General features: G+C 38.2%; 14 protein-coding genes. 10 read left to right on the top strand and 4 right to left on the bottom strand.

What is annotated here, in order from left to right:
- Positions 1 to 119: 119 nt before the first annotated feature.
- The 5 genes from GJU32_RS12505 to GJU32_RS12485 all read left to right on the top strand — a co-directional run bounded on the left by GJU32_RS12505 (position 120) and on the right by GJU32_RS12485 (position 4,515).
- Positions 120 to 626: a TetR/AcrR family transcriptional regulator gene (locus GJU32_RS12505; protein WP_155592285.1), complete on the top strand. Its 507-nt coding sequence runs from the start codon at positions 120 to 122 to the stop codon at positions 624 to 626.
- A gap of 104 nt (positions 627 to 730) precedes the next feature.
- Entirely contained in the window at positions 731 to 1,150 is a 420-nt protein-coding gene (locus GJU32_RS12500; protein ID WP_155592284.1) for a DUF3995 domain-containing protein, read from the top strand.
- A gap of 52 nt (positions 1,151 to 1,202) precedes the next feature.
- Positions 1,203 to 1,811 (top strand): histidine phosphatase family protein, encoded by a 609-nt coding sequence (locus GJU32_RS12495; protein WP_155592283.1) that lies wholly within the window; start codon positions 1,203 to 1,205, stop codon positions 1,809 to 1,811.
- 106 nt (positions 1,812 to 1,917) lie between these two features.
- Entirely contained in the window at positions 1,918 to 2,754 is an 837-nt protein-coding gene (locus tag GJU32_RS12490) for a D-alanyl-D-alanine carboxypeptidase family protein (protein ID WP_155592282.1), read from the top strand.
- Positions 2,755 to 3,252: 498 nt separating this feature from the next.
- Positions 3,253 to 4,515 (top strand): polysaccharide deacetylase family protein, encoded by a 1,263-nt coding sequence (locus GJU32_RS12485; RefSeq protein WP_155592281.1) that lies wholly within the window; start codon positions 3,253 to 3,255, stop codon positions 4,513 to 4,515.
- 49 nt (positions 4,516 to 4,564) lie between these two features.
- Here the strand turns inward: GJU32_RS12485 and gltS are convergent, their stop codons facing one another.
- Together gltS and hutG are read right to left on the bottom strand one after the other, a co-directional pair.
- Entirely contained in the window at positions 4,565 to 5,749 is a 1,185-nt protein-coding gene (gene gltS, locus GJU32_RS12480) for a sodium/glutamate symporter (protein ID WP_155592280.1), read from the bottom strand.
- Complete coding sequence (gene hutG, locus GJU32_RS12475; RefSeq protein WP_155592279.1) at positions 5,746 to 6,711, bottom strand: formimidoylglutamase; 966 nt, start codon at positions 6,709 to 6,711, stop codon at positions 5,746 to 5,748. Before hutG ends, gltS begins: the two co-directional genes overlap by 4 nt.
- Positions 6,712 to 6,851: 140 nt before the next feature.
- Between hutG and GJU32_RS12470 the strand changes: the two genes are divergently transcribed.
- The 5 genes from GJU32_RS12470 (at position 6,852) to GJU32_RS12450 (ending at position 11,531) form a co-directional block, all read left to right on the top strand.
- A complete protein-coding gene (locus GJU32_RS12470) occupies positions 6,852 to 7,745 on the top strand; it encodes a LysR family transcriptional regulator (protein WP_155592278.1) in 894 nt (297 codons plus the stop codon).
- A gap of 157 nt (positions 7,746 to 7,902) precedes the next feature.
- Entirely contained in the window at positions 7,903 to 9,138 is a 1,236-nt protein-coding gene (locus GJU32_RS12465) for an acyl-CoA dehydrogenase family protein (protein WP_155592277.1), read from the top strand.
- Positions 9,135 to 9,911: an SDR family oxidoreductase gene (locus GJU32_RS12460; protein ID WP_155592276.1), complete on the top strand. Its 777-nt coding sequence runs from the start codon at positions 9,135 to 9,137 to the stop codon at positions 9,909 to 9,911. The genes GJU32_RS12465 and GJU32_RS12460 overlap by 4 nt, the downstream gene beginning before the upstream one ends.
- Before the next feature lie 12 nt (positions 9,912 to 9,923).
- Complete coding sequence (locus GJU32_RS12455) at positions 9,924 to 10,967, top strand: phosphotransferase family protein (protein WP_155592275.1); 1,044 nt, start codon at positions 9,924 to 9,926, stop codon at positions 10,965 to 10,967.
- A 342-nt stretch (positions 10,968 to 11,309) separates the two neighbouring features.
- Positions 11,310 to 11,531: a DUF3955 domain-containing protein gene (locus GJU32_RS12450; RefSeq protein ID WP_420798382.1), complete on the top strand. Its 222-nt coding sequence runs from the start codon at positions 11,310 to 11,312 to the stop codon at positions 11,529 to 11,531.
- Positions 11,532 to 11,690: 159 nt separating this feature from the next.
- On the opposite strand, the gene GJU32_RS12445 is transcribed toward GJU32_RS12450, so the two are convergent.
- Both GJU32_RS12445 and GJU32_RS12440 read right to left on the bottom strand, forming a co-directional pair.
- Positions 11,691 to 12,176 (bottom strand): tetratricopeptide repeat protein, encoded by a 486-nt coding sequence (locus tag GJU32_RS12445; RefSeq protein WP_155592274.1) that lies wholly within the window; start codon positions 12,174 to 12,176, stop codon positions 11,691 to 11,693.
- A gap of 33 nt (positions 12,177 to 12,209) precedes the next feature.
- Positions 12,210 to 12,638 carry an SMI1/KNR4 family protein gene (locus GJU32_RS12440; protein WP_155592273.1) on the bottom strand — a complete coding sequence of 143 codons (429 nt, stop codon included), beginning with the start codon at positions 12,636 to 12,638 and terminating at the stop codon, positions 12,210 to 12,212.
- Between the last annotated feature and the right edge of the window lie 100 nt (positions 12,639 to 12,738).

Raw genomic sequence — 12,738 nt, 5'->3', positions numbered from 1 at the left:
TTAATTTTACAATCAATAATAATATTAATGTTCATCATAAAAAAGATAAGAGTTGATGGGAAGTAAATGAAGTGGTAATATAAGACAAAACATACGCTAGCGTATCTTGGAGGATGATCATGCAAGTAACGAAAGATGATTGGATAAGAGCTGGCCTACAACAATTAGCCGAAACGGGCATACATAAAGTACGCATAGAAGCACTTGCTCGATCATTAAAAATTAGCAAAGGCAGTTTTTATCATTATTTTCGTGACCATCAACAGCTGTTAGATGCCATGTTTGACTATTGGGAAACACATGCAACAAAGGCCATTGTTCAAAGTATGGAGCAGGAGGAAGCCACTTTAGAACAGCTCTTGCTATTAAGCTTTCACAAAGATAAAAAGATAGAAATTGGCATTTATGCTTGGGCTAAATATGATGCCCGTATCGCTGCACGAATTGTTCAAATCGAAGAGCAGCGAATTGCCTGTGTTGCAAAGCTCTACCAAAAAAATGGCGTAGGTATAGAGGAGTCTATGGATCGTGCGAGATTGGCTTATTTAACCTATATAGGCTGGATGACTCGATTTGAAGCTAATCCTCATTTTGAATTAGAAAAAATGGTAAAGCTATTATTGTAGTAATACAAGTGTCCCTAGGAAGTAAGCTGTAGCAAACTTCTGGGGACCATATTTATCACCGTAACATACGGTAGTGTATGTTTTGCGGGATGGGGGTATCTATTATGTATATTTTATCGATAGTTGCAGTTGTCCTTTTATGTATAATCAGTATCATACATGTTTATTGGGCTTTTGGAGGCCGATGGGGAACTGGTGCAGTCCTTCCTGTCAAAGAGGGAGGACAACAAGCCGTTTTCGTGCCGAGGAAATGGGGAACGCTTTGTGTAGCGGTGCTTGTGCTGCTGGCAAGTATTATTATCCTAATCCAAGAAGGTTTTATGGACCATTTTCAGCCGTCCAGTTTTTCTAAAGTAGGAAGTATCGTTTGTGCTGTTGTATTTTTTGTACGAGCAATAGGTGATTTTAAATATGTAGGGTTTTTTAAAAGCATCAAGCATTCTCAATTTGCAAAAAACGATTCTACATTATATAGCCCATTATGTTTGTTTTTGAGCTTCGTCTATCTCATGTTGTTGTTTTAACGGCGATTATACTCTAACATGATCAATGTAAGAGAGGGATAGGGGGAAAAATATGCGGCAAACGATCTACTTACTTCGTCATGGCGAGACGAATTTTAATACACAAGGGAGATATCAAGGACAGCTTGATTCACCACTAACTGAGCGTGGTAGGGAGCAAGTTCAACAAAATGCACGCATGCTGAAAACACTAATTGGCAATGCCAATGATTGGCAAATCGTATCAAGTCCACTAGGAAGAGCCATGCAAAGCACAGCCATACTTTGTGAAACGATTGGTTATGATGTGAACAATGTAGAGCAAGATTATAGATTAACAGAAGTTGCAGTTGGCCAATGGGCAGGCTTAACCATGTCGGAAATACAGCAAACTTGGCCAGATTTGTTAACAGACACGGATGTTTTTAATTGGTATTTCCGTGCGCCAGGTGGAGAAACCTATGAAGCCGTAGTAAGCAGATTAACCTCGTTTATAAATGATATTCACCAAACGCCCAAGGTGATTGTTGTCTCACATGGTTTGACAGGTCGTATTTTGAGAGGCATTTATGCGGGTCTCAATAAGGAAGATGCACTCAAACTAGAGGTTTCTCAAGATGTATTTTTTAAATTAGCAGATAAAGAAATCACAAGAATTTGTTCTGATTTTGAAGATGAATAGTCATGCTAACAGCGTATTTGAGTTTTTTAATCCTCATACGCTGTTGTTCTTAACCGCAGGAATAATCAGAATTGCCGCCTATTATAATGTGTAGGAGGCGTTTTTTATGAAAAATTTGTTGTTGTTCTGCTGTATTTGTATAGTGGTTTTCTTATTTTATTTCACAAATAAAACACAAGAATTGGCTCAACTAGAACTGCCATCATTACATAGTAAAAATGCTTTGTTGCTCAACGAACAGGGCGAAGTGTTATACGAAAAGAATGCTGATACAATCATTTATCCGGCTTCCTTAACAAAGATTATGACAGCTATCGTTGCGATTGAGATGACGGAAGATTTACAAATACAAACAATTGTAAAACCACAAACGATTGCTAAATATACTGCTCAGAATGCCTCGATGGCAGGCTTTAATGCAGGTGATTTTGTAACTATTGAGGATTTATTATACGGTACATTGCTCGCTTCAGGAGCTGATGCAACAGGAACACTTGCCGATGCTGTTGCAGGGAGCGAATATGAGTTTGTCACTTTAATGAATAACAAAGCACATGAGCTGGGCATGAATGATACGCATTTTGTCAATGCCAGTGGCCTACATGATGAGGCACATGTATCGAGTGTACGAGATATTAGTAAACTTCTACGTTATGCTTTGGAAAACCCCGTCTTTTATCAAATGTTTACGTCGAAAATGTATACCACGCATGTGCCCAATGAATTAACAATAGCGAACTCCTTGTTTACAAAAATGCCTGGCATGGAAGGAACCATAGTAGGGGGGAAAACGGGGTATACACCCGAGGCAGGATTATGTCTCGCATCATTAATTGAAAAAAGGGATCAACAATTTCTATTCATTACGACAAATGCACCAGGCTTTGCTTGGACACCACCACCACATATCGAAGATGCTTTAACGGCTTATAAAGCCCTCTAAGAGGAAAATCTATGAAAAAAACTCAACTTTTTCATAGGTTTAATCGTCTTAAAATAAAGGGACATTTCAGCTTGAAAAAGTGAGCAAGGAGCTTCAATCACGGGGAGAATCGCTCAAAGCGTTCCATCTATGACGATATTCGCTCAATCCTATGAGCAGAATATCACTTCTCGAAGCCCCTCTGAACAAAGTGTTCAATCGAATGAAGTGCCTTCTCAATAATTCGAGCAAGGCACGCCATTTTAATTGAAACTAGCTGTCCCATTACCTAAGACTACGCATATTCAGGAGGTGCTACAAAATAAATAATCATAATCTGTGCATAGATTTATAGAAAAGGGGGAAGAGAAGGTATAACAGTCATTGTCAAATATAAAACATTGAATCTAGTTGATTATTACTATTTTCTGGTATGAACTATTCCTCTATAATGAAAGTAAAATCGTAGCATTTTTTATTAAACAGACATGGAAAGACATCTAAGGGCGGTGTAGAATAATGAAGAAAATTTTACCTTATGCTATATTTTTGACGTTTCTGACAGGCTTATTTGCGGGACAGCTGTCTGCAAATGCTGAAGGGTCCGTGGTGATTCAAAAGGTCATCAAAGATTTGGTCATATATGAAGAATCAACCACAAACAGCGCGGAAATTGGTAAGGTGTCCAAAGGAACCTATGTTAATGTAACACAAGCAAGTAAAGGGTGGACTCATATTCAAACGTCTGATCAGACAGGCTATGTGACATCTGATGGTTTAGTCAAATTGAAGTCTGAAGGTTACTTAGTGATTCAAAAGGGTGGCACGACTTTATTTAAAGCGCCAAGCCAAAACGCACAGCAGGTTGGAAAGTTATATGAAGGTCGAGTAATTTATGTGTATGGCACTGCGCCTGGTGGCTGGTCTTTTATCCAATATGGTGAAGATACAGGGTATGTGGCAACAAACGCTTTAAAAAAACCTGTCCCAACAAAGAAACAAATCAATGCTGAAGCTGGCACTGAACTACGTTTAACAGCTAGCCCAAACGGAGAAGTTCTTGGTACACTTGCTAATAAAACGATCGTCCAGTATTACATAACGCTTGCAGGCTGGGCCTATATAGAAGCAGGCGACCAAAAGGGGTATGTCAAAGCTTCTGAGCTAGCAAATATCCAACTTACGGATAACAAAGTTTATAATAAAGGTGTGCCAGTAGCGAAAGGCGCAAAAAAACGTGTGGCTTTAACATTTGATGATGGGCCAAATGCCAAAGTGACACCGCAAATATTGGCTACATTAAAAAAATACGATGCGAAGGCTACATTTTTTATGGTAGGGAAAAATGTTTCAAGAAATGCTACACTTGTCAATCAAGTCTATGCGGCTGGTCATGAAATCGGCAACCATACTTTTGACCATAAGAAATTAACGACTTTATCAATAGCGGGTGTCAAACAAGAAGTCAATGGCACAAGTAATGCTATTTATGCAGCCATTGGTCAGTATCCAACAGTTTTCCGTCCACCATATGGAGCGATGAATGATCAAGTGCGTTCTGTCATGACCATTCCTTCGATTTTATGGTCGATTGATACGCTGGATTGGAAACATCATAATGCGGATAAGATTTTAGCATATGTCAAAGCTTCTGTAAAAGATGGTAGTATTATTTTAATGCATGATATCCATCAAACAACAGCGAATGGCCTAGAAAATGTCATTCTTTACTTACAAAAACAAGGCTATGAATTTGTTACTGTAAGTGAGATATTACAATAATAAGAAAGCCGTGCGATAGTCTTCTAAAGACGATTGCACGGCTTGTTTGTTATTTAAATAAATTAATCGTTGTAATAATAATAGGAATACCAAACACGTCGATTAAAAATGCGCCGACAATCGGGACTACTAGAAAAGCTTTTTTAGAAGGGCCGAAGCGTTGCACAACGGCAGACATATTAGCCATGGCATTTGGTGTTGCACCTAAGCCATGTCCAGCAAATCCAGCTACCATTACGGCTGCATCGTAATTTTTGCCGAGTAATTTAAACAACACAAAAATACTAAATACAACAATAAAGAATACTTGCGCAAAGACGATGATGAATAACGGTAGAGCTAAATCAGCAATTTCCCATAGCTTGATACTCATCAGTGCCATGGAAAGGAAAACACCTAATGTTACATCACCAATTAATGAGATGCTTTTCATATTAACTGCTTCTGGTTTTACTTTGTCCATAATATTGCGTACTAAGACAGCTACAAACATAGCGCCCACATAGCCTGGAAGGACGAAACCTGTTGCTTCTGAGAATAATGTACCAACATACGTACCGACTGCCATACAGAATGTAATTAATAAAACTTGTGTAAAGAACGAATCCGATGTAATTTGTTCATGTTTATTTTCATAGTCAATTTCTTCAGATTCTTGTTCATCTGGTGTTAAATTGTATTTACCAACTAAGTATTTTACAATCGGTCCACCAATTAAACCACCAGCAACAAGACCACAAGTTGCGGCAGCGGCACCAATTGTCATTGCTGAAGAAATGCCCAAATCTTCTAATGTTTGTCCAAATGCTGCTGCAGCTCCATGACCACCTTCCATAGAAACGGCACCAGCCATCATACCGATTAAAGGATGAATGCCCATAAGTGATGCGAGAGATACACCAATCACATTTTGCATTAATGCAAGGAAGCCACAAGCTAGCCAGTAAATAATGAGTAATTTTCCACCGAGCTTCACTAATTTAAAGCTAGCGCCTAAGCCAATTGTTGTGAAGAAAGTAATCATAAATAAGCTTTGTAATGAAGTATCAAGCGATATTTCTAATGTACCTGTTGTCTTTAAAATAGTGGCAAGTGCAGCGAACAGTAAGCCACCAACTACCGGTGCTGGGATACAAAAACGTTTTAAAAATCCTATTTTATTAATAAGAAAGCTACCTAATGCAAAGAGTGCAACGGCTAAAAAAACCGTTGTAATTTGATTGATTTCGATCATGAACCTTGCCCCCTAAGTAAGTTGTTCAGCGCTTCGTAAACGAAATAAGCACCTAATTTAACCGTACGTCCATTTTCATCTAATAACGGATTGACCTCACAAATATCAAATGACTGTGTATGCGGATGCGCAGTTACTTTTTGTAGTATCGTACGTACAGTTGATGGATCAAGTCCAAACGGTGAAGGTGCACTTACTCCTGGTGCAAATGCAGCGTTCAACACATCCATACATAGTGTTAAAAGAATATAGTCATGTTGATTCATATAGTCTTGTAGATCATCCATTAATTGCTGGTTGTTCGCTAATGTCATTTGATCTTCAAACACATACTTCACGTGTAATTCATCTGCTTTTTCGAATAGCTCTCTCGTATTGCCGTAGCGTTGTATGCCAACAACAAAGTAATCAGTATGCGAATCCTGTTCTAAAATTTGACGGAACATTGTACCGGAAGAAGACTGTTCATCGTATGGTCGTAAATCAAAATGAGCATCTATATTGATAATGCCGATTTTAGCATCCTTTGGTAACGAGGAACGAACGCCTAAATAATGGCCATACAGTGTTTCATGACCACCGCCTAGCACCACACATTGTAATTTTTTTTGCAATACTGTTCCGACAACTTCACCAAGTTCACGCTGTGCTTCCTCTAAATCATGATTGAGACAAACGATGTTACCAACATCGGTAATTTGCTGATCGTCCTCAAAGGTCCACGGTAAGCTAGAGAGCGCTTCTCGCAGTGCATTTGGTCCATTTGCAGCTCCTACACGACCTTGATTTCGACGAACCCCTTCATCGCAGATAAAACCAACGAGTGCAGCACTTTTTTTATCTGAAGCGCTTACATCATTAATCGCCAATCGTTTTACTTGTTGATGTAAACGGAAACTGCTTTTATTTGTCGTTGAATCTATACGGCCTTTCCATTGTTTTTGATCTGTCATTGTGTACATAACCTTATCAACCCCATTGCTAATATTATTGTAGAAAAAGTATTGTTGTAATTCATTATATATTCACATAATTATATTTACTAATATATAATTATTATTAATCTATAGCTTTTAGCTATAAATGAAGGAGGATATGACTGGTGGATATTAAACAATTACACTATTTCATCGCTGTTTCAGAACAGATGAATTTCTCAAAAGCCGCAGAAAAACTGCATATTTCGCAGCCATCCTTAAGTAATGCCATCAAAAAACTTGAACAAGAGATTGGTTCCCCCTTATTGGAGAGAAATACTAGAAATTTGCAGTTAACAGAAGCCGGTGAGCTACTATTTGAACGGGCAAAAGTTATTGTAAAAAATATGGAAGTGTTAAAAATTGAAATGGATGAAGTCATTGTACATGGCACAAGTGAAATCACCATTGGTGTCATGGAATCCATCAAGCATTGGTTACCTAAAATAATTGCCGATTATAAAAAAGCCTATCCACAAATGAAGATTCATTTAGTCGATATTTTGGGCAGCAAGCGTGTAAAAAAATCATTGAAAAGTTATAAAACGCATCTAATCATCACCAACCAATTGATGGATGATTCAGAGCTTGAAGTAAAAACCTTATATGAAGAACGATTAGTCGCAGTGTTACCTTTAGGTCACCCATTAGCCAAAAAAGATACATTAACGATTTCAGATATTAGTGAAGAACCTTTTATTATTAGTACGGAAGGGTTTCAAACAAGACGTGATATTTTATCTACATTTGAACAGGCAGGCAAGAAAATCAATATTCAATTTGAAATCGAACGTTTTGAAACAGCTGTGTCACTTGTACGTGAACATTTAGGGGTGACGATATTACCTGAAAATTACTTACAAGGACCAACTGCCAAGACGATTGTGAAAAAAGAAATTGAGGATGCGAATCTGAGCCGAAATGTTTATTTGGTGTACTTAAAAAATCGCCATTTACCGTATGCAATCGGGCAATTGCTAAAAGATATCTTACAGTTTTTTGAAATGAAAACACTCTAATATTTGAATAGTCCCTTATAGATTAATTTTCTGTTTTATTAGAAAATTATAAAAATAAAGCGTTGCTTTCCTAAAAACATAGCGGTAACATTTAATGTAAGAATGAAAATGAACATTCATTCATTATTAAAAATTCAAGCAAAGGGGGTATCTTCCAATGAATTTTTCCTATAGTGAAAAAGTTGTGAAGTTACAGGACAAGCTGACGAATTTTATGGAGCAATACATTTATCCAAATGAGGCTGTTTATGCTACACAGGTCGAGGCAATGGAGGATCGTTGGGGAGCGATTCCACCTATTATGGAGGAGCTAAAACAGAAGGCACAACAAGCAGGATTATGGAATTTATTTTTACCAGATAGTGAATACGGTGCAGGCTTAAGCAATTTAGAATACGCACCATTATGTGAAATTATGGGACGTTCACTACTGGCACCAGAAGTATTTAATTGTAATGCACCGGACACAGGAAATATGGAGGTGCTTGTACGTTATGGCTCAGCACAACAAAAAAAGCAATGGCTTGAACCATTATTACGAGGGGAAATACGGTCTTGCTTTGCTATGACAGAGCCAGCTGTTGCGTCCAGCGATGCTACGAATATCGAGGCGAGCATTGAGCGAGATGGGGATGATTACATTTTAAATGGCCATAAATGGTGGACGACAGGGGCTGGTGATCCTCGGTGTAAAGTAGCCATTTTTATGGGTAAACATAAGGATACAACGCCCCCAATCCATGAACAACAGTCTATGATTCTGGTACCGATGGATACACCAGGAGTAAAGGTGGAGCGAATGCTAACGGCTTTTGGCTATGATCATGCACCTGAGGGACACGGTGAGGTGACGTTTACGAATGTGCGCGTACCTGTGGCCAATATTTTATGGGGAGAAGGAAAAGGCTTCGCTATTGCTCAAGGTCGACTTGGACCAGGAAGAATCCATCACTGTATGCGTCTAATCGGTGCAGCAGAACGTGCATTGGAGGAAATGTGTGTGCGTGTACAAGAGAGACAGGCATTTCATCGACCACTTGCAGATCAAGGGGTAATGCGTGAGCGTATTGCCGAATCCCGTATTGATATTGAACAGGCAAGACTTTTAACATTGAAGGCAGCTTATATGATGGATACTGTTGGGAATAAAGAGGCTAAAGCAGAAATAGCAATGATTAAGGTAGTTGCACCGAATATGGCACTCAGGGTCATTGATCGTGCGATTCAAGCATTTGGTGCGGCTGGTGTAGGACCCGATACAACGCTTGCGGCACAATGGGCAAATTCACGAACATTGCGTTTAGCAGATGGGCCAGATGAGGTACATCGTAATACTATTGCCAAACTGGAATTGAAAAAGCATGTAAAAAAACAAGAGGAGCTGGTGAAATGACTGTCCTAGAGTTATTTAGCTTAAAAGGTAAAATAGCCATTGTGACAGGTGGAGGGCGTGGACTAGGTGCACAAATTGCCCATGGTTTTGCAGAGGCAGGGGCAAATGTTGTCTTATGCTCACGAAAAGTGGAAGCCTGTGAAGAGGTTGCTACAGCACTTGAGAAATTAGGTGTCCAAACATTAGCGCTAGCCTGTGATGTTACAAAGCCAGAGGATATTGCCAATGTTGTTGCCCAAACTATTACAACGTTTGGCAAAATCGATATTTTAGTTAACAATAGTGGCGCATCATGGGGAACGCCTGCCATTGATATGCCATATGAAGCGTGGCAAAAAGTATTTGATGTCAATGTCAACGGGACATTTTTGATGAGCCAAGCAGTTGGCAAAATTATGTTAGAGCAGAAAAGCGGCAAAATAATTAATATTGCTTCCATTGCAGGGCTGGGAGGGACATTGCCAGCATTTATGGATACCATTGCCTATAATGCGAGTAAAGGTGCTGTTATTACCTTAACGAAGGATTTAGCTGTCAAATGGGGACCATATGGTGTGAATGTCAATGCCATTGCACCTGGATTTTTCCCAACGAAAATGTCCAATGTCCTAATCGAACGTGGTCAAGATTATTTGATGGGAGTTACACCGTTAAAACGATTAGGTGCAGAAAATGATTTAAAGGGAGTTTCATTATTTTTAGCGGCACCAGCTTCAGATTATGTGACAGGAGATGTCATTATTGTAGATGGGGGCATGAGCTCTATTATTTAAGGGGGAGATACAATGGAGACAATGCAAGTAAGGGCAAGTGAGAGTCTGGATGTTGTCAAATTACAATACTTTTTAGAAAGTCATTTTCCTGAGCTACCCCAAGGTAACCTCGAAATTTCACAATTTAGTGCGGGTCATTCCAATTTAACGTATTGTTTAAAAATAAGTGATTTTGAAGTCGTTCTTCGCAGACCTCCTCTTGGGCCAGTTGCCAAGAAAGCACATGATATGAAGCGAGAATTTACCATTTTATCAGCATTGCATCCATTTTTAAAAACTGTTCCAAAGCCCTATGTCTATGTAGAGGATCGAGATATCATTGGCAGTGATTTCTTTTTAATGGAACGAAAAAAAGGTATTGTCCTTGATACGCACTTTCCAAAAGGTACAAATGCGACAGAAGAACTTGCACGCCAGTTGTCGGAAAAAATGGTTGATTCTCTAGTAGCACTCCATGCAATCCCATATCAGGAAACGCCATTAAAGGATATGGTGAAGCCTGATGGATTTATGGAACGTCAAGTACATGGCTGGATAGAGCGCTATGAAAAAGCGAAAACAGCAGAGCATGAGGAAGTATCAGCATTAACAGAGTGGTTAAAGAATCATTTACCTTCAAGTTCCAAGGCAACTATTATTCATTACGACTTTAAATTGAATAATGCCATGTTCTCTCAGGATTATTCCGAGATGATTGGTCTTTTTGATTGGGAAATGACGACTGTAGGAGATCCACTTGCTGATATTGGCGTGGCGATGAGTTACTGGATGCAAGCGGATGATCCAAAAATGTTGATACATGCGCTTGGAGAACCACCAATAACCGTATTACCAGGCTTTTATACCCGACAGCAGTTTATTCAACGCTATGCGGAGAAAAGCGGGCGAGATGTTAAAGATATTCAATATTACTGTACCTTTGCCTATTTCAAATTAGCGGTCATTTGTCAGCAAATCTATTATCGCTATGTTAAAGGGCAAACACAGGATGATCGCTTTGCTCAAATGGATAAAATGGTTACTGCACTAATACAACAGGCTTCAAAGTCGATATAAATCATTCAAACGGTTACTTTTTACAAAGTAGCTGTTTTTTTAAACCCTAATTATAACAGATTATCCGACATTAACAATTTATATTTTATTTATTATCACTCGCACCAAAATTACCTTAAAAACTAAACATTTTACGTAAAAAAATAAGAGAGGGGGAATATATGTTCTTATTTTATCATACACTACATGTTTATGAGGAAAATGAATTTTATATAAAACAATAATAATTTATTGTTTTTCGATAAATAATTGTTGACTTAGGATGTTTTTGAAGCTAATATAACGATAACAAGTATTTTACAAAGGTGCTTGGATAAGATTGATTTTATGGAGGAAGAAATGATGAAAAAATATTTATTAGCTACAATTCCAATGATGATAGGTGTTTTATGTTTATTTATAAAGGGGATTATTGGCGATGAGTTACTGCCAGATGGAACAATTGTGGAGAAGAACTTCTTTTTAATCCCATTGAGTTATTTATTTTTCATTAGTGGTATTCTGACATTCTTGTTTATGGCCCTTTTTTCAACAATCAAAAAGCCGAATATCGCAAAACAATGATAAGAGGCTGGGACAGAACTCGATTATTTTGAAAAATAGCAAAAACAGATAATAACTTTTTCGCTTCAATGAATAGAGTGTTCCTTCCTAAATCAAAAAAGTGTTAGACCGAAATACAATCGGTCTAACATTTTTTCTTTTTGTCCCAGCCTCTTTTAGTTATGACCATGTTTGATCAAGTTTATCGCTATAAAAGTGAATGGCTTTTCTGTAATCTTTAATGCCCTGATGATTGGTCGTGAGTAATAAAGTATTCAGTAATGTTTCCATTGATTTTTCATGTTCGCCTAGGTTATAGAGTGTCATGGCGTAAAAGACTTTTACATGCTCGGCTTCAGGAAATAAGTCAATGGCTTGTTGAAGTATCCGTTTGGCTTGCTCATATTGTCCCAATGTACGATAAGTGCTACCTAAACCGAGATAGGCGTCTACTAAAACAACTGGTTCTAGCCCCAATTGAATCGCTTTTTCATAGTGGGGAACTGCCTCTTTTTCTTGTCCTAAAGAATCGTATGTCCAAGCACATTGAAATTGATAGTATGCATTTTCGGGATGATCTTTGACTAGTGCTACCATTAACTTATTTGCTTCTACAAGCTGACCATTTTCTCTTAACGCGATAATATGTGTTAACTGTTTATCCATTTAATTAATCCTCTTCTTAGTAAATTTTGTTAATTACCATTCACAAAAGTTTTCTTCAATCAACAGCTCAAATGAATTGGCTAATTGCTTGATTTCCCCAGAATCATGATAACAAATGAATACCTTACCTAATGAGTCAATAAAAATGGGGTTGCCGCCACCATCCATTGAAATGACATAGCTGGTGTCTAAGATAGTTGGAGCTAACCAATCTTTGTATTGTTGGCGAAAATCCAATGTTAAATCGACAACAGTTTCATTTCCTATACTGGAACCATTAGAAAAAGCATGGATCGCTAATCCTGCATATGCTCCACCAAACATCTCAATGAACTGTACATAATCCTCATGAAAATGTACGTGAAGCAGTTGCTGTGCCTGAGTCAGTTCGTCTATAATCGCTGGTTTACCTACTAGCGTTTGCTGTTCCTTCTTGAGGAGAAATGCCTGTAATCGCTCTATTAGACTTTTTTCACATACTTCCTCCTTTTGTTAATTATACACAATACTTAATTGCTAGGAATCTGTAACAATGGTATTGTTTGTGTAAAAGCAGAAGCAT

This window comes from Lysinibacillus cavernae, assembly GCF_009724685.1.
Lineage (GTDB): Bacteria > Bacillota > Bacilli > Bacillales_A > Planococcaceae > Lysinibacillus > Lysinibacillus cavernae.
Note: the sequence above shows the minus strand (reverse complement) of the source record. Positions and strands in the feature narration are given on the sequence as shown.